Consider the following 25,626-nt stretch of genomic DNA (forward strand, 5'->3'; position numbering starts at 1 on the left):
AATATAAACTAAAGGAGCTAGCATGGCAGAAGAACAGGACAGCCTCTTTCAATGCTTAATTGACCACGCCGAATACGACTTTGCGGGTGGTGCTTTCTTACACGAATTAGATCCGGAAACTAAGAAATTAATTATCGCCGATCATCCGAAAGCTTCTGATCAGAGCTTTATCTGTTCTGAACACTTGGTAAAATATCGTCTTCAAAAACTTGATAAGATGATTCAAGAGGATAAGAAAAAGAACAAGCAAATTCACCAAAAGATGCACCGTGTTCTCGACAACGATAACTACAAGATTATCGATGTTGGTAAGAAGCTCGAAAACACCTATACCCTTGGACAAAAGATTGCGGACGGTGTTGCCCACTTTGGTGGTTCGTGGCCATTCGTGATTTCCTTTGTCGCTATCATGCTTGGTTGGATCATCATCAACGTGACGCACGTCTTCGGCGCAAACTTCGATCCCTTCCCCTTCATCCTATTGAACTTGTTCCTGTCAATGGTCGCTGCCATTCAGGCGCCCTTAATCATGATGGCGCAAAATCGTGCTTCTGACTATGATCGGATGGAATCAAAAAACGATTACCACGTGAACTTGAAGTCTGAAGAAGAAATTCGCCTTCTACACGCCAAAGTCGACCACCTCATCCAACAAGATCAACCAAACAGCATGCAAATTCAAAAGATGCAAATGGAGATGCTAGCTTCCATCAATGAACAACTTGCATTGCTGACAAAGGAAGAAGATGCAAGTGACAAATAAGAAAAATAAGAAAAATAAGCAAACAAAAAGGCGCTCAGTTTGAGCGTCTTTTTTGTGTGTTAATAAGATTTTGGGCTGATTGCTGCACCTGATTAATTGGACGAATCGTAATATCGTTCACTGCAGCATCGGCTGGCATATCCAATACATTGGTGACCACCGATGCAATGCGTTCGGCTAAAATCGCATATTCTTCGTAATTTTTTTCGGCATTTTCACGAATCTTTGAATCAGTCATGTGTGAGGGCAAATTAAAAAAGGACAAACAATAAATGTTGGTCCCTTATTAGATAAATTATGATAGTTTATCCGTCAAAAACTTGACTAATAACTCATCTACCTCTTGATTTTCGTGTAGCTTCGAATGCTGAGCGTTCTTGCCTGAAATTAACCGTTCCTGGTAAGTACTTGGTGATTGAACAAAGTACTTCAGCGACTTGGAAGAATTGTTTGGCACCGTCGAATCGGACTGTGTCGATCCCGTACTGTTCCCGTAGATGTTTAGCACCTTCGTTGAGTTGTTCTGGTAGTACTTTTCCAATCCAGCTAAGGCCTTGAAGGTGTCGGTTTCCTGACTAGGCTGTCCCTGTTCATTCAATGACGAGAAGGCCGCTCCTTGACGGTTCAAACCGTTAAAGTGACCAGCAATGTCAATTTCGCGCTTAACCGCTGGCAGCTGGCTACTCTGCTGCACATGATTCTTCAGATAATAGACAATGGCCATGTTTCCCATGGAATGGCCAATTAGGTTGACGGATTTGATACCTTGCTTGTGCAGTTGTGTCATGATAGTCGTCACCCATTGATTCGTCTTGGCAAAGTCAACATTGCTATTATCATTAAACTGAACGAGGTAAATTGGATTTTTGTCACCAGCCTTGGCCTGGCCTGAAAAGTCGACTTTTCCGTTCTTTGAAACCGTGACGTTAATCTTACGGCTGGAGACTTTCTCCTTAACCAAGTAATTGCTCATTGACTTTTCAGCATTGCGTGATGAACCATAACCATGGAAGAACACCGTTGCTTCCGTTGGCTTGGGCTCATTGCTTTTCGTTTGGTTCTGTTGCCGTTGATAAAGAAAGGCCGCGGCAGCAACCACCACGACAAGGAGCGGAATCAGGATAAGTAGAACTTTTTTGTGTTTTTTCATTTCTTATCTTTCAGTTGAATTTCAACGGTCGCCTGCCGTGATTGCTCAGCAATCATCGGGGCAACGTATGGGGATGGTGCGTACTTTGCCTTGTAGGCGTCGTCGATTTTGCTTAGCAAGGACGCATCGTCAATTGGCTGGAAAGTCACGTCAAAGTCCTGACCAGCCGCTTGAATAATCCCGGTCCTGTTTGCCATCGCACTTTGATACCAGGAAGACTTCTGACCGTTATAAGCACGAACGAACAAGCGATTGTCAACAACAACCTCCCAAATCCAGGTTGGGGTTCCCGCAACACCGTTTGCTCGGAATGGTGCGATGTGCAAGTCGTCGGCTTCGTTAATGCGGTTCAGTGTTTCAGTTGTCCAGATCATAAATCCTCCTTATTATTTTAACGTTGTAACGACCGGATTTTCGAGATAGTGATAAACACGCTCAACTTCAGCCGGATCATTAACATCTAACATTGATGGTTTCTTCAAATCCAATTGATTGATTCTCGTCATTTCGTCTTGTGTTAGCTCAAAGTCAAAAACAGAAAAATTCTCTTGAATTCGATTTTCATGTGTTGATTTTGGTATAACGATAATGCCTTGCTGAATATTCCAGCGAAGAATCACTTGTGCGACTGATTTTTCATGTGCCTGAGCAATTTCCGTCAAAACCGGCTCGGTAAACATCCCATTCATCCCTTCAGCAAAGGGTGCCCAAGCTTCTGGTTGAATCTTATTTTCTGCCATAAACTTGAGTAACTCGGGCCGCTGGAAGTGAGGATGGTGTTCAATTTGATTAACATGTGGTACTATTTCGACATTTTTAACTAGATCAATTAATTTTGCCTCATCAAAATTGCTGACACCGATAGCACGGATTTTACCAGCCTTATATAAATCAATAATTGCTTGGTAAGAGCCATAATAATCACCGAATGGCATATGAATGAGGTAGAGATCAATATAATCAAGCTTTAACTTGTCAAGTGATTGATAAAAGGCCTGAACTGTCTGTCGATAACCCATTTCATTTACAAATGCCTTTGTTGTAATGAATAGTTGTTTTCGGTCGACGCCAGATTCTTGAATCGCACGGCCAACCGCTTCTTCATTTCCATATGACGAAGCAGTATCAATTAATCGATAACCATTTTTAATCGCCAGCTCAACTACCTGTTGTGTCTCATCTAAATCACTGATTTGAAAAACGCCAAATCCAACTAGGGGCATTTTAACGCCGTTCCTTAATGTCTGAAAATTATTCACTTTAATCCCCCTTCATTTTTATCCAAAAGAAATTATTTTAAAGCTCTTGCTTTCGTGGACGAATAATCATCTCGTTAACATCCACGTGTTCTGGCTGGTCAACCATGTAGGCAACGGCGTTGGCAATGTCTTCTGCTCGTAGTGAATAATCCGCATCATTACCGAATGACTCAGATAAATTCTTTTCAATGGCTTCGTTACCAATTGAATGAATTAGTTCTCTATTCGTTGCACCTGGTGAAATAATGGCCGAACGAATCCCGTTTTGGTTTTCTTCTTGCCGCAATGTTTCCATAATGGCACGCACGCCAAACTTTGATGCAGAGTAGGCGGCACCAGCGGGCATGACGACATGTCCGACAACGGATGAAGTCGAAATAACCAGGCCACTCTGCTGCTTTTGCATTTGTGGTAGCACAGCTTTGATACCGTTTAGTACACCAATCAAATTCGTGTCAAAGATACGCTTCCAAACCGAGATATCATAATTTGGATCTGACAACTGTCCAAGCGGCATCACACCCGCGTTGTTAAAGAGTACATCGACACGACCAAAGTCCGCAATTGCCTGGTCGATCACCACCCGCACTTCCTGGGGCTGTGAAACATCCGCAGTTAAGTACTTCAGGTTTTCTGGGTAAGCCACTTCCTTAGCAATTTCTTCTATGCGCTCTTTTCGACGACCGGAAATAAAGACTTTTGCTCCTTCTTTGTTTAACTTCAGAGCAGTCGCACGACCCATTCCGGAAGTTGCTCCCATAATAATCACAACTTTGTTTTTAATTGCCATCTAAAAACCTCATTTCTTTTCTTTTTCAATTAATTCTGTTAACATGTTTTATGTTAAACCCTAAAGTTGACTTTAGGTAAAGGAGAAATTTGATGACATTGACAATTGGTGAAGTTTCAAAGAAAACAAACCTTTCCGTACCAACCCTTCGCTACTACGATCGAGAAGGACTTTTCCCTGGACTGCAACGTGAATCCGGGATTCGGAAATTTTCTGATAAGGAGTTGGCCGGCATTCAAGTAATTGAATGTTTAAAGAAATCCGGACTATCCATTCCCGACATCAAACAATTCATGGACTGGACAACAATGGGTTCCGAAACTTTTGAAGAAAGAAAAGACCTCTTTGTCAATCAACGCGCCCAAGTTGGAAAACAGTTAAACGATTTAAAGCAAGTCGATAACCTGCTGCGTTATAAGTGCTGGTATTACGAAACAGCAATGAAATTAGGCTCAGAAGAGGCCGTTAAGGCAATCCCCTTTGACCAATTACCAAAGCAAATCCAAGAGAACTTCCCATTTGAACATTAAAAAAAGGCGCAATAAGCGCCTTTTTTATTTCGTAATTAGAAGACCAGCAAGGACTTAATCGCCTCGCGCTTGTCCATTGCTTCGTAGGCCTTTTGAATATCTTTCAATTCAAATTGCTTGGTGAAGACTTTACCAGGGTTAATCTTGCCATCCAAGACCGCTTGTAGGAGTGAGGCCCGGTCATAGGTCGTGACCGCCGCAATTCCACCGCGCAAGCCGATGTTCTTAAAGAACAGGTTATTGGTATTCATCATTGGATCTTGTGGAATACCAACACGGCCGACAATGGCACCAGGGCGGCCCAACTTTACGGCAGTATTAACCGCTTGCTCGGAACCAACACACTCCAAAACGGCATCAGCACCAGCACCCGTCAATTGCATAACATGATCAATACCTGCTTGGTCACGTTCCTCGACAATGTCCGTTGCGCCAAATTCCTTTCCGAGGGCCTGACGGTCAGCGTGTCGGGACATTAAAATAATCCGCTTGGCCCCACGCAACTTAGCAGAAATAACACCGGCCAAACCAACGGCGCCATCACCCATGACAACGGCCGTGTCACCTTCCTTGACTTCAGCAGTCGCTGCGGCGTGATAACCGGTTGCCATAATGTCTGACAAAGTCATAAAGGACTTTAATTGATCTTCTGTATAGTCTTCTGGCTGTCCCGGGATCTTAACCAAGGCCCAGTCGGCGTTTTTAAAACCGATGTATTCCGCTTGATAACCAGTTGAACCACCCTTATTAGGGTCAAGACAATCACCGTCAAAGCCGGCTAAGCAGGCTTGGCACTCCCCACAGCCGTGAGTAAAGGGCGCAATGACAAAGTCGCCAGGTTTAACATTCGTCACCCCTGCGCCAACTTCTTCGACAATTCCAATGGCTTCGTGGCCGACTTGGCTACCAGATTCGCGTTTTGAAATTCCCCGATAAAACCAGAGGTCAGACCCACAAACCGAAGCACGGACTGTCTTAATCACGGCGTCCTTTGGCCCTTGAATGGTTGGCTTCTCCACTTCTTGCATCTCGACCTGTCCTGGCTTAACAAAAACGGCTGCTTTCATTGTTATATCTCCTTTTTCATACTCGTTACGACCATTGTGAACCACCTAGCTCATGAATGCAAAGTAGCTCATAACTTGTTATACTCTGCATCACTCACTGGATTTAACCATTCAGGTGTTCCGGCTGTGATGGCAATGTGTTCGAACCAGGAATCGACCTTTGCACCGTGCCAGTGCTTAATTCCATCTTTCGTCACCACGACATCACCCTGCTTCAATGATTGTGCGGGCTGTCCCTCTTCTTGGTACCATCCTTCCCCATCGGTCACCAAGAGAATTTGGTAACCATCATGGTGAATGTGCCAGTTATTACGTGATCCAGGTTCAAAAGTCACCGTGCCAACTGAAATTTTTTCATCCGGACTTGTTGTCAAACCATTCAAAAAGGTATCACCAATGAAAAACTGGCCATAAGGATTCAAGACACCTTTGCCAAAGATTCCACCGTTCTTTAATTTATCAAAGTTCGCCATCATTATTCTCCGTATACTTTCTTTAAAATGTTAAAGGCAGACCAGCCCTTTGGCCAACCAGCATAGAAGGCCAGTTGGGTAATCAAAGCAGCCATTTCTTTCTCACTCACGCCATTTTCTTTGGCCTTTGCCATATGAACGGGCAATTGCTCAAAAGCCCCCATCGACATGAGGGCTGAAACGGTGGCAATGCTCCTTGTTTTTGGTGGCAACGTTTTGTCGGCCCAGACTTCACCAAACAAAATATCATCATTATACCGGGCAAAATCAGACGCAACCTGCCCCAAGCGATCACGACCTGCTGTTACTTTTTCTGTCATATTCACCTCCATTTGATAGATTCACCTTACACCCTAAAGTTAACTTTAGGTCAAGAACAAAGCTAAAAAGAGCAAAGCAAGAATTATTTCCACTTTGTTCTTATTCGTTGACTAATCCATATTTAAATGCAAAGGCGACCGCTTCCGATCGCGATGAAACACCGAACTGATTATAAATTTGAGTTAACTCATTTTTAACTGTTCGTTCGGAGACAAAAATTTTCTCGGCAATCTCTTTATTACGAAAGCCTGCTACCAGCAAATCCAAGATGCCTTGTTGCCGCTCGGTTAGTCGAGCATTCGAAACAATGGCATCATTTTTTGTACGGAAAGCCTTTGCTGCCATTTCAGTTGATAAAACGGTATTTCCTGCCAATACCTGCGATATCGTTTCGATGATTTTATCGCTATCCGCATCTTTCAGCAAAAATGATTTGGCTCCTAAAGCCAACATCTCTTTGACCACTTCATCAGTATCATAAGTGGTTAATACAATGACCGGAATTTCAGGACAGTGCGATGAAACAAAGCGCATCACCTCAATCCCATCAACCTTTTCCATCTTGATATCAAGTAAAATAAGTTTAATATCGGTTTTCGACTTTAAAAGATTGATTGCTTCCTGACCATTGCTAGCTTGAAGAGTCTGAAAGTCACGATCGGCATTTTCTAAAATTAATTTTAATCCTTCTCGTACAATCATATGATCATCAACAATTAAAACGTTCATTTACTTTGGCAACCGAATGGTAATGGTCGTTCCTTCCCCAATTTTACTTTCTACATCAATTGTCCCACTAAGTTCACTTACACGTTCGTGCATCCCCTGTAAGCCATAGTGTTTCATCCGCTTTTTACCCTGCTTGACGTCAAATCCCGCTCCGTAATCGATAATTTGAATGACCAAATCTTTTTCGTCTTCGTTTATTTTTATCAGAGCAAATTCTGACTGACTATGTTTAACGATGTTCATTAAGGCTTCCGAAATCACACGAATTAGTAAAGCAGCTCTCTGTTCAGTTAGTACTGCTTGGGTCTGTATTTGCCGCTGAACACTTAAATTATAATTCGAATAAAACGTCTTTAAAAGAATATCTAATTGATTTTGAAACGAAACATTCTGCTCCTCTTTATCCCTCATCGCGGTTACCACTTGACGTGAGGCGACTAACGTTTCCTTCGCAAGTCGATTCGCCTTATCTGCAATTTCCTTGGCTGAATCAACATTCCCCCTTTCAAGTAGCTTAGTCAAAACGTCCAATTGCATGGAAAGGCCAGTCATATCTTGTAATAATGTATCGTGTAAATCACGAGCAATTCGTTCTCGTTCTCGTGCCGCCGTTAATTGATCAACCGTATTATAGGCCAGTTGTATTTCAGCATTAGCATGACGAAGATCGATTTGCTTATTCAAGCTACTGCGGTAATTTTTAGCAAATAAGAAAATAATTAACGACATTAACGATGCCACTTCGATGTAAAAAAGAATATAGCCAATATTGTAATCTCGAATAACAAAAGCCAAGAAAAAGATGCCATAAGCAACGATTGCTGATATATTGGCCCAGCGAAGATGTTCAAAGATAATCGCTTGAATGATTAAAATTGGTGAAATAGCTAAGAGAATCACGCCCGAACCTAGCCCGTGAATGATAAACATCACCAGCATTAACATTAATATTTGGGCAGTCATTGACCATTGACGAATCATGACTTTTTTAAAAGTCACCGCAATCAGAATTGCCTGGATTATCGCAATGCCAGATACCATCACCACATCCATCGGCGTTAATTCTTGAAAACTAGCATAAAGAGCAATCGCCGTACCAAGAATTACCCAGAGCATAAAGGGTAATCGTAATCCGCGTAGGGTTTCTCTCTGAATAATGGTCGTATGTTCTTCCGTCATATTTAGTTTGAATTCCTTTTTATGTACGAAAAACTAGTCCATACTGTGAACTAGCTTTTCTTAATTTAATCAACGTGTAACTGTGGCAAAATTTTATCCAACCACTTTGGCAGATACCAGTTAGCCCTACCAAATAGTGCAATGGCCGCAGGTACAATGATCATGCGAACAATCAAGGCATCAAAGATAACACCGAAAGTGAAGGACAAACCAATTGACTTAATGATCCCTTCAGGAGAGAAGATGAAGCCGGCAAAAACAGAAGCCATAATGACGATAGCAGCAAAGACCACTGTCCCGTTTTCTTGCAGGCCAACAATCACCGAATGAGTCGTATCCTTTGTTCGATTATACTCTTCACGAATTCGACTCACTAAGAAAATCTCATAATCCATGGCCAGTCCGAACATAATCCCAATCACCAGAACGGGCATGAAGGCAAGCAACGATGCCTTTGACGGAATCTGGAAGAAGTCAAGCATGTTTCCATCTTGTACAATCCAAACAACGGCTCCTAAGGTTGCACAGAGTGACAAACCGAATCCAGCAACCGCCACTAATGGAATCAGGATTGAGCGGAAAGCCATCATCAAAAGGATGAAGGCAAAGGCAATAATCAACAAAGCAAACTTTGGTATAGCAGAAGCAATGGCATTCGTTACATCAACGTTAATCGCTGTTGCTCCTGTGACCATAAGTGAAGCCTGTGTTTTCTTAACTGAAAGGTCTCGAATATCGGTCACTAATTTCTTTGTTTTCGGATCATTCGAATCCGTCTTCGGTGTGACAGTAAGCAAATAGTACTTTCCTGACTTTCCAGGCATTGCTTGTGTCACGTTGGCCACATTCTTTAGTTGCTTAATTTCATCACCAGCGTGATTGGCCTTAGCGGCGTCATCCGTTTTAGCAATAACAACCAAAGTTGCATTCACACCATCGCCATATCCTGCTTTCTGCATATCATAAGCGCGACGTTCCGTTTGTTTTGGTGAACTTTCCCCATCATTTGGCAATCCAAGGTTCATGTGAAGAACGGGGATGGCAATCAATACCAGGGCAGCGATTGCCAAAATCAAGGTCTTAATACGGTGCTTAACAACGAAGCGACCAAAGCCGCCCTTGATGCGGAATTTTGAAAAAAGATTCAAAATTCGGTTCTTCTTTTGACCCGTCACTCGCTTACCCAATAAGGACAAAATAGCCGGTACAAGTGTCAATGACATCAAAACGGCGAAGAAGACCCCGATGGCAGCTGCGATTCCCATTGTTGCAAGGAAATCGATTTTCAACACTACCATGGCAGCCATGGCTACCATTACGGTAGCACCGGCAAAGACAACGGATACTCCCGCTGTCGACATTGCAGACTTCATTGCTTCCTTGCGTTCTTTACCAAGAGCGATTTCCTGACGGTAACGTGAAATGATAAAGAGAGCGTAATCAATACCAACAGCTAGCCCCATCATGCCAACTAAAGCTGAAGAAGTAGAAGGAATACTCATGACATTTGTCAAAAGCATAACGATCATCATTGAAACAGCTAAGCCGAGAATAGCCGACAAAATTGGCAAGCCAGCGACCAGTAATGAAGCAAATGTGATGGCCAAAACCACGTACGCAACAATAATCCCAACGCCCTCAGTCGTTTCACTTTGCTCAACTGTTGAGAACGTCACGTTTCCAGAAAGTTCGGTTTGAATTTTTGCATCACGCGTAGTGGCAAGTTGCTTCTTAACCCGATTAATTTCTGTTGCAGAAACGTCTTCTTTCTTTTGATCATAGTTAACACTTGCATAAGCCGTGTTCTTATCAGCACTGTAACTATGCAAATTTGCTGGTGAAACAACATTCGTTACATGCTCTTGTTTTTGAACTTGATTCAACAATTCCTGAATCTTATTTTGATTATCAGTAGATGTTAAATCTTGACCATTTTCACTGTGGAAAACAATTTTAATAGTTCCCTTTGACGAATCAGTTTGCGAGAATTCCTTGTTCATTACCGACATCGCTTTTTGCGACTGCGAATTTGGTAAGTTCAGAGATGACCCCGCAAAGTCAGCTCCCTGGTGAATGGCGGCCCCGATGACTAATGCTGTTATCGCCAGAACGATTGTGATTGTCGACTTAGCATGGCTGAATATCCAGCCACCTAGTCGACTTAATGCTTTTCCCATAAGTAGATCTCCTTTAATTAAATCACAGCCTTCACTATAACGATGAATAACGAAGAGATGTTAAACTTTAGGGCGATAATTGCTTGCCCTTTTGGGCAATGCTTCCTATTGGTATTTGTCTTGGAATTTTCTTGATAGTTGTCCCATTAACCATTGCCTCCCGTTCCCGCTATGTAAAAGTCAAATAAAAAAACGAACATCGGATGATGTTCGTTTTTATTTATCTTATTTATCGTCATTCTTCAGCTTTTTTAACATCCGCCAGGAAACAAGCCAGAAGATGATCAAGCCAAGAACCAGCAAAGCTGCCAGAACAAGCTTGCCATTCTTTGTGCTCGTGAGTCCCTCCATAAATGGCAAACGGGTGCCAATGCCGACTAATGCTTGGAAGATAATGTAGTAGTAGATGGGCCGATTGATGAATTGGTTAGCCTTAGCAATTTTTTGGTAAATGGCTAAGATAATCAGCATGACCACAATCGTTGCGATTCCTACCCAGCCATCAAAGGAAAAGCGAACCGCTGTTTTCAACCACAAGGAGATGGCAAAGGCCGGGAAGATTAAAGCCAGCCCCACTACGCAAGTGATCACTGTTTTCAGCCATTTTGGCAGTCGAATCGACTGGAATAAGGTCACCGCGGTGCCCATCAGCCAAGTGGTCAGACAGGCGGCCAAGGTCAGATAGAGGCCAGCCAACAAGTAGGCACCGAGGTCGACGACTTTGCCAGGGACGGAGATGGCTGGGATGAAGGCGATGGCCAGATACCCGAAGAAGACGTAGAAAAGCAGCTTGGCAAAGGATTCCCAGTGAATGGGCAGCTTCTTTAGTAAGGCTGCAGCAGCCGTCTGCGGGTTCTTACCCAGGTAATCAGCGGCCGATTGTCCATTCTTTTGCGCCTTCAAAATATCCTGCAGGCTGTTTAACAAGAGCTCCTCGACCGCTTGTTCATCCTTCAACCAGGAAGTGGTGCGCGCGTATATTAAAAAGTCATCGTAAAATTTTTGATTTTCTTCGTTCAGTCCAGCTCGTAATTCGTTGTTGCGCTCGATTAATTCGTTGATGGTCATTTTTCTTCCCGTTTTACTAGAGGATTAAAGATGGTCAATCCCCTTTCTTTTCTTCTGTTTAGTTTAGCGAAAGGAGCGGTTTCTGTAAAGCTAAGAAAGCAAAAAAGCCGTCTCCTTTGGAGGCGACTTTTATAGCCAATAATTATAAGTAAACTTACTTACCGAGCTCCTCTTTCTTGAAGAACTTCCAGAGAAGTGCCAGAACGAGCCCAGCCAGTGCTGGCAGCACCCAACCGAAGCCTTCGGCAGCCAGTGGCAAGTTGGTCGTGTAGCCCTTAACCACGTTTGCAGCCCAGGCTTGGCTAGCCAATGGTGAGGCAGCCAACGCATCCAAGAAGGCGGGCACCGTTACAGCAGCGACCACAAAGCGGTACATCGTGCCGTCTTGCTTGACCCATTTGTTGGTAACCCCTAACAAAGTCAAAGCCAGAGCGTATGGATACAAGAGCATCAAGACTGGTGCAGACCAGGCGATGATGTTGGTCAAACCGGCGTTGGCCGTGACGAAAGAACCAAAGGCGATCAGGCGCAACCACCAGAGGTAAGAAACCTTTGGAAAGACGCGGTGCAAATCCTGAGCAAAGGAAACAAAGAGGCCCATGGCCGTCGTGAAGACAGCTAAGGTCACGATAACACCGGTGGCAAGCACCCCAACGTTACCCGTGTAGTGCGTGATGATTTCAGAAAAGGCCGTTCCACCGTTGGCAGCAGCCTTCATGGTTCCAAGGGAAGTCACACCGAGCAGAACAGTTGCGACATAGATCAGTGATTCCATCAAGATGGCGACTAGTCCCGACTTGGCCAAGACTTTCGAAACGTTTGAACCGGTAAAACCGAGGGCCCGAACGGCGTAAACAACGGAAACGGCCAGGGCCAAGAGAGCCAGCCCATCCATTGTGTTATAACCATCCAAGACTCCTTGGAAGGCTGCGTGCTGCTGGTAGGCGGAAGTAGCGTGCTGAGTTAAGTCCCCCATTGGCAAGACCAAAGCCAAAACCAAGATCAAGCCCAAGAGAACTAAGAAGATGGGGTTCAGGTACTTTCCAACCCACTTCATCAAGTTGGACTGCTTGACCGTCAAGAAATAGGCTAAGCCGAAGAAGGCTGCCGAAAAGAGCAACATGGCCAATTGTTGATAGCCTTCTGGTACCAGTGGTGCCACACCCATGGCAAAGGCCGTGGCCGCCGTACGGGGTGTTCCAAAAAGCGGGCCGATGGTGAAGTGGATGGCCACCAGCATAACCGTACCAAACCATGGCGCAACCGGCTTGGCAATGTCATAGACGGACTTTGAATCCGTTAAGGAAACCGCCAGCATGGCCAGGAATGGCAACAAAGCCCCTGTCAAAAGGAAGCCAAGGACGGCAGGCAGCCAATTGTGACCGGCCAGTTGGCCCAGTTGAACTGGGAAGATCAGGTTTCCGGCACCAAAGAACATACCGAAGATGAGCGAAGCGACTAAAAAGAGCTGCTTCGTTGTTAGTTTTTGCTTTTCCATTATGAAAAACTCCTTTATTTTTCTCAGCTTAAGTTTTAACCAAATAAAAAGACCAGCTACGTAAAACGCAGCTGGTCAAAAACTCATTTCCTCAGCAGCCTACCCGATTTCGGATAGGCAGCTCAAAACATCAGCACCTATCCCTATGGAATAATAATGCTGATAATAATGGCTTGGTTGTTTTGGAATGAATTCGTCATTTGTTTACTCACTTAATTTGATAAATTTATTAAAGCATGATGAGAAAAGATTGTCAAAGGTTAATTTCCCTTTTTCTTTTGAATTAAAAGCAAAATACCGGCAATGATTGCCCCAATCAGGGATGGAATCACCCAGCCAAAGCCTTCTGAAGCCAAAGGAATCAGCTTGTGGTAAGTGCTGGCAATCCCCTGCGCCCAGTCCGTTGATGCTGCTGGTGAGGCCAAGAGGCCATCCAAGAAAGCCGGAATGGCAATGAAGGCCATGACCATGCGGTACATCAAGCGGTTTTGCTTGACCCACTTGTTGGAAACGGCCAAAATCGTCAAGGCCAATGCAAAGGGATAGATGACCATCAATACCAGCGTTGAAAAGGCAATAATATTGGTCAAACCGGCATTAGCCGTGATGAAGGAACCAATCGTAATAACGCGCAACCAGTTCTTATAAGAAACCTTTGGGAAGACACGGTGCAGATCCTGTGAGAAGGAGGCTGACAGTCCCATGGCCGTGGTGAAAACAGCAAGGGTAACAATGACACCTGTCAAAAGAATGCCAACGTTACCGGTGTAGTGCGTGATGATGGCGGAAAGCGCCGTTCCACCGTTGTCAGCAATCTTCATGATACCAAGAGAAGAAGTGCCCAGCAAAGCCGTGGCAACGTAGATCAATGATTCCAAGAGGATGGCCAGCAAACCAGACTTGGCCAAGAGCTTGGGCACTTGCTTTTCGGCAAAGCCTATGTTTTGAACAGCGTAAACAACGGAAACGGCAAAGGCCAAAAGGGCCAAACAATCCATCGTGTTATACCCTTCCAAGATTCCCTGGAAGGCAGCGGAAGCCTGGTAAGCCCCCGTCACCTTTTGGTCAAGACCACCCATTGGCAAGATTAAGGCCAAAATCAAGATGATGGCGATCAGAATCAAGAACAAGGGATTCAAGTACTGGCCAACCCACTTCATCAGGTTGGACTCCTTCAAAGTCATGCGGTAAACCAACCAGAAGAAGAGCGCTGAAAAGAGAATCATGGCCAACTGCTGGTAGGCAGTCGGTACCAAGGGCGCAATTCCCATGGCAAAGGCCGTGGCCGCCGTACGTGGCGTGGCAAAGAGTGGGCCCAGTGAGAAGTGAACGGCGATAACCATGATGGTGGCAAACCAACCAGCCACCGGCTTGGCGATGTCAAAAACCGACGTTGACTTAGTCAAGGCCATACCAAGCATGGCCAAGAACGGCAACAAAGCACCTGTCAAAAGAAAGCCGGAAACGGCTTGCCAGACGTGGGCGCCGGCTAACTGACCCAGCTGAACTGGGAAAATCAGGTTTCCGGCCCCAAAGAAGAGACCGAAAATCAGGGATGTAATGAGTAAGATATCCTTTTTACTCGCATGTTTTTCGTGCATGTGCGTACTCCTATTTTTTAGAAAGTCGATAATCAGACCAAACAAAAAGCCGGCTGCTTGCGCAACCGGCTTCGTCATTTGACTTCGCTCAGCTGCCCATCCTCATCTCGGATAGGCAGGCCAAAAATTCAGCACCCTATCCTAACGGATAACGACGCTGACGACGACGGCTAAATTCAAAGTCAAATTCTTGTTCATGTGATTTCTCGTTTCTTTTGATACTTTAATTAAAGCAAAATGAGTGAACCCTGTCAACTTTTATTTCAAACAAATGACAAAGTTCCCTTTTTAGTCAACCGTAACCATCTTTGGATAGACACGGGCAATGATGACCAAAACGACTGCCGAAGCGATGAATGATGGCAACATGTAAGAACCGTTGTAAAGAATAGAGTAAATCCAAACCCCTTCACCCTTTGGTGCGTATGAACCAAAGAAAATCACGGCTGAAAGCATGTGTGACAGGAAGCGAAGAAAGGAACCAACAAAGACACCAACCGTTAACCAAAAGGCCCCTTTGCCCATTTCCTTATTGGCGTAGGCCTTCTTGACCATTGGTACCGTTACAGCGGTAAAGCCAACGACCGTAAAGGCCAAGGGATAATCCAGGAATGCTTGGAAGGGCGTCAAGATGTAGGCACCCAAAATTAACTTAATCATTCCAAAGAGGAAGCCAACTGTTAAGCCACCCTTGTAGCCATAACGATAGGCCATGATCATCGTTGGCAGCATTTGGAAGGAAATCGAGCCCCCCTCACCCCAGAGGCGCAATGACCAGAAGCTGAGGACGACGGACAAGGCGGTAAAGAGTGCCAATTCCGTGATGAAGCGCAAGTTCTTTGACTTTGTGTTCTGCATGTTTTCTCTCCTTTTTAACTCATGCTAGACCACAAAAAAACAACGTTTCCGGAACAGCAAAAGCAGAACGAAACGTTGTTGTTTGTCTTTTTCTGTTTTCCCTACGCGTGTCTTAACACAACAGGTTCAAAGGGTCGGCTTACGCACTCTCAGCTCAACGAGCTCCCCTAAACGGACGTTATTTTTTTGTTGCCTTTATTATACGTCGAAAAACAGAACTTTGACAAGTTTTTGCCCAATAAAAAAAAGACGTATTTTCATACGTCTTTCCTTTTTATTTCTTCAAGAAAGCCAACATGGCTGCGTCGACTTCCTTGTTTTCATGGAGCTTTGAATGCTGACCATCAGCACCGGTGATTAACTTCTCTTCGTAGGTCGAAGGACTTTGGACAAAGTACTTGAGCGACTTGGACGAGTTGTTGTAGACCGTGGTGTCGTTGTTGCCGGCCCCCTGCGAATTGCCATAGATGTTTAGGACCTGTATGGTGTGACTTTGGTAGTAGTCGCGCAGCGGCAGCAGCCGGTTAAAGTAGGCCGACTGATTCATCGGTTGACCGTTATCATACAGGGCGGAATTCGACTCCTTTTCAGTCAGCATCAGCCCGTTATAGGTCCCGGCCAAATCGATCTGCTTCTTCACAACGGGGAGCGTATCATTATTGGCCTTGGCCGTATTCATCAGGTAGTAAGCAATCGCCATGTTCCCCATCGAGTGCCCGACCAGGTTGACCTGATCGACTCCCTCTTTTTTCAGGTTGGTCATGATGGTTTTGACCCAGTCGGCCGTCTTATTAAAGTCCTGGTTCTTGTTGCTATCAAATTGGACCAGAATCAAGGGATTCTTATCGGAATCGGTGATGGTCCGACCCATGTTGACCTCACCGTTTTCCTTGACTGTAACATCCATTCGGCGGTTCGAATAACCATGGTCAACCAAGTACTGGGCCATGGACTTTTCCGCGTTTCTAGACGAACCGTAGCCGTGGAAAAAGACGGTGGCGGTCTTTCCGGAAACCGTTGTCTTTGAGTTGGTTGACTGCTGGTGGGCCGACAGGGATTCAAAGACGGCGTAGCCAATCAGTGCGAGAAAAACGATGATAATGATGGTCATGATATGACTGTGTTTTTTCATGTTTGCCCCTTTATAAGTTTTGCTTACTTTTTATTATACGCTTTTACTGGTTGGACATCTTTTAGGTAGAGTTCGCCAGGGCATTTTTTGTCGATTTGTCTATTAAATACCAGTTTTGCCAACTTTTCTTTGATCCAGGGAGACTTTCTTGTTTCCGTAAAAGAAAGCGCTTACCTTAAGAGTGCGAAGCGACGAATTCGCAGACAAAACAAACAGTTGAGGTTGAACCATGCAAGAAAACAAGAACAAACACAGCGTCCAATCCCGCTTGCCGAGGCTGAGTCAGAAGCAAATCTTTCTCATGACCTTTGGTTATTTTGGCACTCAGATTGCCTTTGCCATGCAAACCGGTACCATGGGGCGCATTTTTCAAACCATCGGGGCCGACCCAAACCGCCTAGGCTTCTTCTTTATCCTGCCACCCCTGGCCGGCTTAGTAACGCAGCCTCTGGTCGACTACTTTTCCGATAAAACCTGGCACCCCCGCTATGGAAGACGGATGCCCTATCTAATCTTGGGTAGTCTGGTCGCCATGGTTGTGATGTTTCTTTTACCAAACGCCGGCTCCTTCGGCTTCGGTTTTGGTTCCAAGGAAGCATTAATCTTTGCGGCCATTGCTGTGCTCTTTATCGATTTGGCCTGCAACGTGGCCCAGCAGCCCTTCAAAATGATCATTCCAGACATGGCCAACGAGGAGCAGTCGCAAACCCTCTGGTCTTTGCAAAACGTTTGGGGGTCGCTCGGTGCCCTAACCGCCTTTGGCGCTCCCTTCCTGCTGACTGCCATTGGACTTTCGAACACGGCCAAAGTCGGCGAAGTGCCCCAATCCGTTCGGGTATCCTTCTACCTAGCGGCTTTGATTCTGGGCCTTTCGACTTTCTTTACCGTCAAAACGGTCAAGGAATATAGTCCAGAAGAAATGGCCCGTTACCGAAAAAAGGCAAATGCTAAAAGGGACGTGGTCAAAACGTCCTTCTGGTTGACTTTAAAAGGGGCGCCCCAATCCTTTTGGCGCCTTGGCATCGCCGCCTTCTTTGTTTGGATGGCCATTCCCTATATGTGGACTTATTCAACCGGAGCTCTAGCCGAAACCATTTGGCAAACGACTGATCCGTCTTCTGCCGCCTACCAGGCTGCCGGTAATTGGTTTGGCCTGCTCCAAGCCGTTTACTGTGCCGTCGCCATTGTCTTCGGCCTGCTCTTCACAAAACTTTCCAAAAAAGTCCGCCGACCAGTCTATACAATCGCCCTTTTACTCGGCGCCATTGGCTTCTTTTTAATTGCCATTGGTCATAGTCAGGCACTATCGATTTTAGCCTTTGTGCTCTTTGGCATTGCCTGGATCGCCATCATCACCATTCCCTTTACGATTTTAACCAACGCCTTGGACGGCGAACACAACGGCGCCCTGCTTGGCTTTTACAACTGCTTCATCTGTATTCCACAGATGATTGCCTCATCCCTTTCCTTTCTCATCCTACCGGCCTTAGGCGGTTCGATGGCCAAGATGTTTTACCTCTGCGCTTTCTTCTTTGTCATTGGCGCCTTTAGCATCTGGCTTGTCAAAGACGAACGGTAGACCCAGCAGAAAATCTTCGCTATAATGGCAAGCAATTGCTCATTAACAAAGCCGAAAAACGATTCAATTGGAGGATTTATTCATGACAGAAAATCAAATTAAGTGGTGGCAAAAAGCCGTCGTTTACCAGATCTACCCCCGTTCCTTCCAGGACGCCAACCATGACGGTATCGGTGACCTAAAGGGAATCGAAAGTCGGTTGGACTATGTCAAAAAGCTTGGCGCCGACGTGATTTGGTTAAATCCTGTTTATGCCTCACCAAACGAAGACAACGGTTACGACATTTCCGACTACGAGGCCATCAATCCGGAATTTGGAACGATGGAAGACTTTGAGTCGCTATTGTCAGAGGCCCATGCCCGCGGCATTAAGATTGTTATGGACTTGGTGGTCAACCACTCTTCTTCCAAGCACCAGTGGTTTATCGAATCAAAGAGCTCGAAGGATAACGACAAGCGTGACTTTTACATCTGGCGCGATCCAGTTGATGGCCACGAACCCAACAACTGGGGTTCCTTCTTCTCTGGTCCGGCCTGGAAATTCGATGAAGCAACTGGTCAATACTACCTCCACCTCTTTGCCGAGGGTCAACCCGATTTGAATTGGGCCAACCCCGAAGTTCGCCAATCGGTCTTTGACATGATGAACCGCTGGGTCGATAAGGGAATCGACGGCTTCCGAATGGACGTCATCTCCCTTCTTTCAAAGCCGGACGGCCTCCCCGATGGACCAGTGCCAACCGATGCCCACTACGCTAGTTCCAACGACATGGTCGCTAACGGGCCTAAGATTCACGATTACCTGCAAGAGATGCGTGAAAAAGTCCTCAACAATGCCGACTTGATGACCGTTGGGGAAGCCTCCAACGTCGACATTAAAAACGCTAAGCGCTATGCGGCAAAGGACGGTTCCGAGCTCAACATGGTCTTCCAATTCGAGCACATGGAATTGGATGAGAATGCCGATCCTGCTCTTGGCAAGTGGGATAACACGCCATTGCCATTAACTAAGTTGAAGGAAAACCTAAGCAAGTGGCAAAACGAACTGGCTGGTGTCGCCTGGAACTCTCTTTACTGGGAAAACCACGATCAGCCAAGAGCCGTTTCCCGCTTTGGTTCCGACGCCCCCGAATTCCGGGTCAAGTCCGCTAAAATGTTAGCAACCATGCTCCACTTCATGCAGGGAACCCCCTACATTTATCAGGGAGAAGAAATCGGGATGACCAACGCTTACAATCTTGGCTGGGACGACTTTAACGACATTGAAATTAAGAACGCCCGCAAGTACTTGGTTGAACGCGACCAGTTAATTGATGCAGACACCCTCTTGGATTACGTCCACTACAAGGGACGTGACAATGCTCGAACACCGATGCAGTGGACCGATGGCAAAAACGCCGGCTTCACGGATGTTGACCCTTGGCTGAAGCTAAACGATAACTACAAAGAAATTAACGTTGATGCCGCCTTGGCCGACGAGGATTCCGTCTTCTACCACTACCAGAAACTGATTGCCTTCCGCCACGACTTGGACATCGTGACGACCGGTCGCTATGAATTGCTCGACCCAGAAGACGAGCAAGTATACGCTTACAAGCGAGTTGGTGACCAAGAAGAGCTCTTGGTGATTAACTCCTTTGCAAAAGAAACGATTGAACGTGACTTTGCCCTACCAGATGAGGCGGAACTGCTGATTTCAAACTACCAAGACGATGCCGGTAAAGACCTGAGACCTTATGAATCAAAGGTTTACCGAATTCAAAAATAAGCAAAAGAAAAGCGCCCAGCTATTAAGCTGAGCGCTTTTTTATTACAAATCACCGTTCAGGAAGTGGTTCTTTCCCAAGCCAAATGACCAGTCCTCTGCGTGGTTTGTCGCAAAGGAAATGATGACGTCTTCTGGTCGAACGCCGGCCTTTGTTGAAAGCGTTTCAACTAGTTGCTTAGTGAAGGCCTTCTTAGCGGGCATTGGCCGTGGCGTTGATAAGATGGTAAAGAACAAAGCCTTGGCCGTTCGTTCGTAACCCAAGCCAACGTCTTGGAAGTTGAATTCGTAATCCTCATGCTGAGTCACGATTTGGAAACGGTCGCGATCAGGCAATGACAACGTTTCCTTGGCAACGTCAAATGACAACTGCATCAATTCCTTAATTTCTTCTGGCTTGTACTGGTCCTTGATCAAATCAATTTTCATTAATGGCATGGGTCTGCTCCTTTTGCTTTTCCTAAGTAGCTCTAGGTTATCACAAGAAGGCAGCAGTCAGCATAAAAACTTGATGAACACCTACTTGATTTCCTCAATCTTAGCAAAGTCCTGTAATTCCTGATCGCTTAGCTGAGCCAGCTTATCCATCAAGGCTACCTTAAAGGATGCTGGTCCCTGAACACGATCTTCTTGAATGACCAAGTCTGCTGCGACCGGTAGAACGGCGGCTACCTGCACCAATTCGTCAATCGTTTGACTGTGGGCCAAGCCAAGGGCAAGAATGCCATCTAAGGCATCCCCCATCCCCACGTTCTTGGCCAGGTAAGGGTGGCCATTGTCAATTTGAAAAACCCGCTTGCCATCACTAATCGTATCGACGGCACCAGAGATCACAACCCAAGTCTTGCTCAAGGCGGCATAGCTCTTCGCCGTCGCGATGGCGTCGGCCCTACTGGTCGAATCAATGCCGAGCTTGGCCTTTTCCCCTGACAAGAGCGCGGCAATCTCACTCAAGTTTCCGCGGACGACTTTGACAGCCACCGAATCCATGATGGCTTCGGCCTGCTCCTTGCGGTGTGTGGAGGCACCAGCCCCAACCGGATCAAAGACGATGGGTTTGGCCTGTTGATTGGCCACCTTGCCCAGGTGAATCAAACGTTCGTGGCCGGCTTTGGCAACGGTGCCCATGTTCAGTGATAGTGCTGAAGCAAGCGGCACGAGATTTTCGTCATCCCGGTAGTCTTCGGCTACCAGCGGGGAACCCCCGAGATAGGAAATCACGTCGGCCACCAGTTGCTCGGTGACGTGGTTACCGTTCATGATGACCATGGCCGGCTTTTCTTGCATATCCTTTAAAATCGTCATTTTCTTCTCCTAGAGATTGCTTAGTTTTTGAACTGTTCGATTAAGATTGTCACTTTTCGTAATGGCCGAAATCACGGCGATACCATCGGCACCGGCTTCATAGACACCGGCTGCATTTTCTTCCGTTAGCCCACCAATGGCGATTACTGGCAACTGGGCCGCTTCCTTGATTCTCTTCAAGCCAGCAAGGCCAATTGACGGCTTGGCATCCTTCTTGGTCTTTGTGTCAAAGACAGGCCCAACGCCGATATAGGCCAGATCAGCAAGACTCGAACGGCTCTTTTCAAATTCGGCCATGGTTGAAATCGAAAGGCCAATCAGCAGCTGTGGCGCCCGTTCAACAATCGACGCCACGCTCGTATCGTCCTGGCCAACATGCACGCCATCGGCACCAGAGGCAATGGCCAAGTCAACGTCATCATCGATAAAGAAGAGCACGTCCTTCTTCTGACAAATTCTTGAAAGAGTCACAGCAACGGCCAGCCGCTTTTCAAAGTCGACAGACCGCTCACCCTTTTCCCGGTATTGGACCAGGCTTACGCCAGCTTCGCAGGCAGCCCGGACAAGGTCGAAAAGACGGTTAGCATCATAGTCAACGTTGGCCAAGCCAACGACTAACTGGCAGCGCAATGCCCTTTCCGTCAAATTCGCAAAGGTCTTCTTTGGATTTGACCACAACCCATGATTCAGTGGTCCATGGCCCTGCCCGATATAAAGCGGCTTTGAAACAATGGCATTCATGTAGTCGTTTGCTAAAAGAATGGCTCGCTTCAGGCTGATCCCCTTTGCCAGCATAGCCGTAATGGCAGCGGACAGAGTGTCCCCCGTGCCGTGCTTGCGCTTGGTGTCGACTTTTTTACCGGTTAGAACGAAACTGTCGGACCCGAGCAAGACGTAATTGGTCACTTCATCTCCAGGGAGATGACCGCCCTTAACCATGACGTTTGCCACGCCAAAGCGTTGAATCCGCTTGGCCGCTTCAGCCATGTCTGCTTCGTTTTGAATTTTCATGCCCGAAAGCAGTTCGGCTTCGGGAATGTTTGGCGTAACGAGAAAGGCCTTTGGCAGCAATGATTCCTTCATCGCTTGCACACCGGCTTCATCCAGCAAGGCTGCCCCACCCTTTGCCACCATTACAGGGTCGACCACCAGCTGCTTGATTTGATAGCGGGAAACGTTTTGGGCGACCTTGGCCACCCGCTTTGCATCAAAGAGTGCTCCCGTCTTAGCCGCCTGAATGTCAAAGTCGGCCATCAAGGAGTCGAATTGAGCATCGATGACGGCTTCATCCGTGGGATAAGCCCCTTGGACCCCCAGGGTGTTTTGTGCAGTCAAGCCGACCACCACGTTAGTTGAAAAGACCTGGAAGTGCTGCATGGTTTTGATATCGGCCTGCATGCCTGCGCCACCACCGGAATCAGAGCCGGCAATCGTCAAGGCTGTTGGATACTGTTTGGCCGCCCTCATGCCCGGTCCTCCACGGCTTGGGCGAAGAAATCACTTTCGAACTGCACGGCTTGGTAGAAGGCGGTCAAGCCACGACTTTGCAGGTCGGCATCGACTTTTTCAGCCTGCTCTTCCAAGACCTTCATGAAATCAACCGTCAACTGCCCGTCCGTGCCCTTATAAAAGTCAAACCAGGGGTAATAAGGGTTGTCTTCCGTAATCTGACCACTCTCAATCATCTTCTCGTTCAAGTAGCCATAGACATATGGGCAGGCCGCTAAGGAGCAGAGGAAGATAAAGTCACCCTCCTGCTGGCTGTTTTGAATGTGCTTCAAATAGCCAATCGTTGCGGGGAGCCATTCTTTTGTAATGGTCTTTTTGGCAGCCGGATCCTTCTGATCGGCCAGCTTCTGGAGCATCAAGTGTGGTTCGGTTTCCTGGTCGCCCTCAAACTGGCGCAGGCTTTCGGAATTGATGTCAAAGTTGTCCAAGCCCTTTGAAAAGAGAGGCAAGTAGACATCGAGATAAATATTGTCCTGGTAAATATAGGTGTAGAGCGCTCGGGCATCGACCCGGCCAGCCTCACAATCCTTGATGAAGGGATTTTCCAAAAAGGTTGGCAAGGCATCTTGCATAATTTTCTTAAACTGTTCAATAAAGGTCATGTCGTCCTCTTTCTAAAATAAAAAACGTTCTAGTAAAAACCAGAACGTCGGGTGCAGGCAGCAGACAGCAAGCCTACAACTCTCCCGACGTCCGCATTAACGGCTTCCGGTTCAATGGGTCTAATCTCAGCACGAAGCACCCCAGGTTGTTGATTCAGTTGTAATCGTTCATTTCGCGGCCTGACTTTCCTCTTAAAGCCGACTCTAATAGGGCAAAAGTCGCAAAAGCACCATGGAGAAAAGGACTACCAAGGCCAGCCAGCAAAAGCCGACTTTCTTAAAGGGATAGGTCCGGTAGGCCGTTCGCTTCGCCCCTTCCTGAAAACCATGGGCGGTCATCGCCATAGCCAGTGATTCCGACCACTGGATGGCTTGAATCAAGGCCTTGAAGTAAATCGTTGGCTGATACCAGTGCAGGCTTTCGCCCCGCATCTGGCTGGCCGCCTGAATGTTTTGAATGGCCTGCTTAAAGCGGGGCATAAAGTTCAGGGCCGCAATCAAGCCGTAAATGAAGGTGTTGGAAAGGTGCAGGTTCTGCTGCAGCGATTGGAGCAAAACCGACTCCCGGGTCCCGTTAACCAACCAGGCCCCAACAAAAATCAAGACAAGGACACGGGAGCCCATCACTAGACCGGTGTGGAGCCGTGCTGCTTGATCTCCCTGGGCGTATAAGTAAAAGGACCAAAAGGAACCAATGCTTGGAATGATGGAAACACACCAGTAGGTCAAATAACGTTTCCAATCGATCCTTTGAAGAAGAACCAAGGCATTGAAGACGAGCAATAAGAGCCCGTTAAAGCCAAGGGAATTCGTCAACACGATTTCTAAGGAGAGCAAGAGCGCTAGAAAGAGTCGTTGGCTAGCATTCATCATTGGACCACCTCCCCTTGATCGACAAGCTGCCCGTCAATCAGCTGCAAGTGCCGGTTCACCAGTGGCAGCAGCTGCTCAATTTGATGCGAAACAACGAGTATGGTCAGCTGCAGTTCCTTGGTCATTTTTTGCAAAAGAGCCAAGAGCACCTGGGTGGACTTTTGGTCCAAGCCCGCAAGGGGCTCGTCTAAAAGCAGTACCGGACTGGCCATCACCATCATTAAAAGTAGTTGTAGCTTCTTCTGTTGGCCACCGGATAGGGTATAGACCGAGCGCTTCTCCAAACCAGTTAGGCCAAGCAAGGACAGGGCCTCAGCCAGCCGTTCTTTCTGCCAATAGCTCTTCTGATAGGTCCGATTCAGCACTTGCTGCAATTCTTCTTCGACCGTGATGTTTAAAAACTGGTCAAGGGAACTCTGGAGGGCCATCGTCACCTGTCGGTAGTAATCGCGCTTCTTCCACTTGTGAAAGTCCTGGTCTAAATAGCTCATGTCCCCTTCTGCTTTTTGCAATCGTGCCAAGCATTTCAGAAAGGACGACTTGCCAGAGCCGTTCGGCCCGGTAATCAAGGTAAAGTCGCCGGCCTTCAACTCCAACTTTTCCTGTTCCAACAAAAGTCGTTGATCATTTTCGATGCGCAGATGCGTTAGATCAAAGAGCGTTTTGCCGGCACCTGCCTTATGAAACGGATAGGCCTGCGTCCTTTTTTCACGGGGCCAGTCTGCTGAATCTTTTTGAACAAAACGCTCATTTTCGTATTGAAAGAAGCGGTTCATTTTGTCCAGGTAACCACTGGCATCGTGGTCCGAAACCAAAATGGCGTAGCCATCACGGGAAAGGTCAAACAAGAGCTGCTGCATGTCCTTTCGGGACTGCTCATCGACCGCCGCAAAGGGTTCGTCTAAGAGCAAATATTTGGCCCCAGTTAGTAAGACTTCAGCCAAGGCCACCTTCTGCATTTCCCCGCCGGAAAGTTCCGCAAGGACGCGCTGACGAAACTCGGTCATGCCTACTCGCTTTAAGGCCCAATCAATTCTTTCCGCCATTTGATTGGCCGGCATGCCAAGGTTTTCCATGGTAAAGATAAATTCCTCTTCGACCGTTGGCATGGCAAACTGTTCGCGTGGGTTCTGAAAGAGCAAGCCAACGCTTTTGGCCCGCAGATTAGCCTTCTGCTTGGACAAGTTCTGCCCGGCAACTTGGACAGAGCCAGACAGCTTGCCCCCGTATTGCGGATAAAGCCCGGCCAAGGCCTTTAAGAGCGAGGATTTGCCACAGCCGGAAGGTCCCATGAGCAGCGTAAAGTCGCCAGGTGACAGGACCATGGAGAAGTCCCTAAAAAGTGCTTCGTCGTGGTAGGCAAAGGACAGGTTCTTGACTTCAAGAGTCATAGTTACC

General features: G+C 46.6%; 26 protein-coding genes and 2 riboswitches. Of the genes, 4 read left to right on the forward strand and 22 right to left on the reverse strand.

Annotated features, from left to right (window positions below):
- Nucleotides 1–22 precede the first annotated feature (22 nt).
- A complete protein-coding gene (locus G6R28_RS02045; protein ID WP_187753335.1) occupies nucleotides 23–763 on the forward strand; it encodes a DUF1003 domain-containing protein in 741 nt (246 codons plus the stop codon).
- A gap of 34 nt (nucleotides 764–797) precedes the next feature.
- Here G6R28_RS02045 and G6R28_RS02050 read toward each other — a convergent pair whose 3' ends face one another.
- Genes G6R28_RS02050 through G6R28_RS02070 form a run of 5 tightly spaced genes read right to left on the reverse strand, consistent with a single transcriptional unit; the run spans nucleotide 798 to nucleotide 3,962 of the window.
- Nucleotides 798–1,001, reverse strand: coding sequence for a hypothetical protein (locus G6R28_RS02050; RefSeq protein WP_187753334.1), 204 nt, complete (start codon nucleotides 999–1,001; stop codon nucleotides 798–800).
- Between the two features lie 57 nt (nucleotides 1,002–1,058).
- Entirely contained in the window at nucleotides 1,059–1,913 is an 855-nt protein-coding gene (locus G6R28_RS02055) for an alpha/beta hydrolase (RefSeq protein ID WP_213792572.1), read from the reverse strand.
- Nucleotides 1,910–2,287 (reverse strand): DUF2255 family protein, encoded by a 378-nt coding sequence (locus G6R28_RS02060; RefSeq protein WP_187753332.1) that lies wholly within the window; start codon nucleotides 2,285–2,287, stop codon nucleotides 1,910–1,912. The genes G6R28_RS02055 and G6R28_RS02060 overlap by 4 nt, the downstream gene beginning before the upstream one ends.
- A gap of 12 nt (nucleotides 2,288–2,299) precedes the next feature.
- A complete protein-coding gene (locus G6R28_RS02065) occupies nucleotides 2,300–3,172 on the reverse strand; it encodes an aldo/keto reductase (protein ID WP_338017252.1) in 873 nt (290 codons plus the stop codon).
- 37 nt (nucleotides 3,173–3,209) lie between these two features.
- A complete protein-coding gene (locus tag G6R28_RS02070; protein WP_213792573.1) occupies nucleotides 3,210–3,962 on the reverse strand; it encodes an SDR family oxidoreductase in 753 nt (250 codons plus the stop codon).
- Between the two features lie 92 nt (nucleotides 3,963–4,054).
- On the opposite strand from G6R28_RS02070, the gene G6R28_RS02075 reads away from it, so the two are divergent.
- Nucleotides 4,055–4,492 (forward strand): MerR family transcriptional regulator, encoded by a 438-nt coding sequence (locus G6R28_RS02075; RefSeq protein ID WP_213792574.1) that lies wholly within the window; start codon nucleotides 4,055–4,057, stop codon nucleotides 4,490–4,492.
- Between the two features lie 35 nt (nucleotides 4,493–4,527).
- On the opposite strand, the gene G6R28_RS02080 is transcribed toward G6R28_RS02075, so the two are convergent.
- The 11 genes from G6R28_RS02080 to G6R28_RS02130 all read right to left on the reverse strand — a co-directional run bounded on the left by G6R28_RS02080 (nucleotide 4,528) and on the right by G6R28_RS02130 (nucleotide 16,595).
- The gene (locus G6R28_RS02080; RefSeq protein ID WP_010690847.1) at nucleotides 4,528–5,559 is read right to left on the reverse strand and encodes a zinc-binding dehydrogenase; all 1,032 of its coding nucleotides are present in this window, start codon (nucleotides 5,557–5,559) and stop codon (nucleotides 4,528–4,530) included.
- A 68-nt stretch (nucleotides 5,560–5,627) separates the two neighbouring features.
- Nucleotides 5,628–6,035 (reverse strand): cupin domain-containing protein, encoded by a 408-nt coding sequence (locus G6R28_RS02085; RefSeq protein WP_420798097.1) that lies wholly within the window; start codon nucleotides 6,033–6,035, stop codon nucleotides 5,628–5,630.
- Complete coding sequence (locus tag G6R28_RS02090) at nucleotides 6,035–6,352, reverse strand: carboxymuconolactone decarboxylase family protein (RefSeq protein WP_187753328.1); 318 nt, start codon at nucleotides 6,350–6,352, stop codon at nucleotides 6,035–6,037. The genes G6R28_RS02085 and G6R28_RS02090 overlap by 1 nt, the downstream gene beginning before the upstream one ends.
- Before the next feature lie 100 nt (nucleotides 6,353–6,452).
- Nucleotides 6,453–7,082, reverse strand: coding sequence for a response regulator transcription factor (locus tag G6R28_RS02095; RefSeq protein WP_187753327.1), 630 nt, complete (start codon nucleotides 7,080–7,082; stop codon nucleotides 6,453–6,455).
- Nucleotides 7,083–8,261 (reverse strand): sensor histidine kinase, encoded by a 1,179-nt coding sequence (locus tag G6R28_RS02100; protein ID WP_213792576.1) that lies wholly within the window; start codon nucleotides 8,259–8,261, stop codon nucleotides 7,083–7,085.
- Nucleotides 8,262–8,326: 65 nt separating this feature from the next.
- Nucleotides 8,327–10,438: an MMPL family transporter gene (locus G6R28_RS02105; protein WP_213792577.1), complete on the reverse strand. Its 2,112-nt coding sequence runs from the start codon at nucleotides 10,436–10,438 to the stop codon at nucleotides 8,327–8,329.
- A gap of 225 nt (nucleotides 10,439–10,663) precedes the next feature.
- Nucleotides 10,664–11,506: a hypothetical protein gene (locus G6R28_RS02110; RefSeq protein ID WP_213792578.1), complete on the reverse strand. Its 843-nt coding sequence runs from the start codon at nucleotides 11,504–11,506 to the stop codon at nucleotides 10,664–10,666.
- A 154-nt stretch (nucleotides 11,507–11,660) separates the two neighbouring features.
- On the reverse strand, nucleotides 11,661–13,004 hold the full coding sequence (brnQ, locus tag G6R28_RS02115; RefSeq protein ID WP_213792579.1) for a branched-chain amino acid transport system II carrier protein: 1,344 nt from the start codon (nucleotides 13,002–13,004) through the stop codon (nucleotides 11,661–11,663).
- A gap of 260 nt (nucleotides 13,005–13,264) precedes the next feature.
- Entirely contained in the window at nucleotides 13,265–14,605 is a 1,341-nt protein-coding gene (gene brnQ, locus G6R28_RS02120) for a branched-chain amino acid transport system II carrier protein (RefSeq protein WP_213792580.1), read from the reverse strand.
- A 288-nt stretch (nucleotides 14,606–14,893) separates the two neighbouring features.
- A complete protein-coding gene (gene thiT, locus G6R28_RS02125; protein ID WP_213792581.1) occupies nucleotides 14,894–15,463 on the reverse strand; it encodes an energy-coupled thiamine transporter ThiT in 570 nt (189 codons plus the stop codon).
- Between the two features lie 81 nt (nucleotides 15,464–15,544).
- Nucleotides 15,545–15,642: riboswitch (TPP riboswitch) on the reverse strand.
- 95 nt (nucleotides 15,643–15,737) lie between these two features.
- Nucleotides 15,738–16,595 (reverse strand): alpha/beta hydrolase, encoded by an 858-nt coding sequence (locus tag G6R28_RS02130; protein WP_213792582.1) that lies wholly within the window; start codon nucleotides 16,593–16,595, stop codon nucleotides 15,738–15,740.
- Between the two features lie 229 nt (nucleotides 16,596–16,824).
- On the opposite strand from G6R28_RS02130, the gene G6R28_RS02135 reads away from it, so the two are divergent.
- Both G6R28_RS02135 and G6R28_RS02140 read left to right on the forward strand, forming a co-directional pair.
- The gene (locus G6R28_RS02135; RefSeq protein ID WP_213792583.1) at nucleotides 16,825–18,174 is read left to right on the forward strand and encodes an SLC45 family MFS transporter; all 1,350 of its coding nucleotides are present in this window, start codon (nucleotides 16,825–16,827) and stop codon (nucleotides 18,172–18,174) included.
- Between the two features lie 82 nt (nucleotides 18,175–18,256).
- On the forward strand, nucleotides 18,257–19,942 hold the full coding sequence (locus G6R28_RS02140; protein WP_213792584.1) for a glycoside hydrolase family 13 protein: 1,686 nt from the start codon (nucleotides 18,257–18,259) through the stop codon (nucleotides 19,940–19,942).
- Between the two features lie 42 nt (nucleotides 19,943–19,984).
- Here G6R28_RS02140 and G6R28_RS02145 read toward each other — a convergent pair whose 3' ends face one another.
- The 6 genes from G6R28_RS02145 to G6R28_RS02170 all read right to left on the reverse strand — a co-directional run bounded on the left by G6R28_RS02145 (nucleotide 19,985) and on the right by G6R28_RS02170 (nucleotide 25,619).
- Nucleotides 19,985–20,377, reverse strand: coding sequence for a tautomerase family protein (locus G6R28_RS02145; RefSeq protein WP_213792585.1), 393 nt, complete (start codon nucleotides 20,375–20,377; stop codon nucleotides 19,985–19,987).
- A gap of 81 nt (nucleotides 20,378–20,458) precedes the next feature.
- Nucleotides 20,459–21,244 carry a hydroxyethylthiazole kinase gene (thiM, locus tag G6R28_RS02150; protein ID WP_213792586.1) on the reverse strand — a complete coding sequence of 262 codons (786 nt, stop codon included), beginning with the start codon at nucleotides 21,242–21,244 and terminating at the stop codon, nucleotides 20,459–20,461.
- 9 nt (nucleotides 21,245–21,253) lie between these two features.
- On the reverse strand, nucleotides 21,254–22,711 hold the full coding sequence (gene thiD / locus G6R28_RS06645) for a bifunctional hydroxymethylpyrimidine kinase/phosphomethylpyrimidine kinase (RefSeq protein ID WP_213792587.1): 1,458 nt from the start codon (nucleotides 22,709–22,711) through the stop codon (nucleotides 21,254–21,256).
- Nucleotides 22,708–23,355 carry a TenA family protein gene (locus G6R28_RS02160; protein WP_213792588.1) on the reverse strand — a complete coding sequence of 216 codons (648 nt, stop codon included), beginning with the start codon at nucleotides 23,353–23,355 and terminating at the stop codon, nucleotides 22,708–22,710. Before G6R28_RS02160 ends, thiD begins: the two co-directional genes overlap by 4 nt.
- A 64-nt stretch (nucleotides 23,356–23,419) precedes the next feature.
- A riboswitch (TPP riboswitch) is annotated at nucleotides 23,420–23,509 on the reverse strand.
- A 50-nt stretch (nucleotides 23,510–23,559) separates the two neighbouring features.
- Nucleotides 23,560–24,228 carry an energy-coupling factor transporter transmembrane component T family protein gene (locus G6R28_RS02165; RefSeq protein ID WP_213792589.1) on the reverse strand — a complete coding sequence of 223 codons (669 nt, stop codon included), beginning with the start codon at nucleotides 24,226–24,228 and terminating at the stop codon, nucleotides 23,560–23,562.
- The gene (locus G6R28_RS02170; protein WP_213792590.1) at nucleotides 24,225–25,619 is read right to left on the reverse strand and encodes an ABC transporter ATP-binding protein; all 1,395 of its coding nucleotides are present in this window, start codon (nucleotides 25,617–25,619) and stop codon (nucleotides 24,225–24,227) included. The genes G6R28_RS02165 and G6R28_RS02170 overlap by 4 nt, the downstream gene beginning before the upstream one ends.
- Nucleotides 25,620–25,626: the final 7 nt, after the last annotated feature.

Origin of the sequence: Fructobacillus papyrifericola (assembly GCF_018437235.1) — a bacterium.
GTDB classification, from domain to species: domain Bacteria; phylum Bacillota; class Bacilli; order Lactobacillales; family Lactobacillaceae; genus Fructobacillus; species Fructobacillus papyrifericola.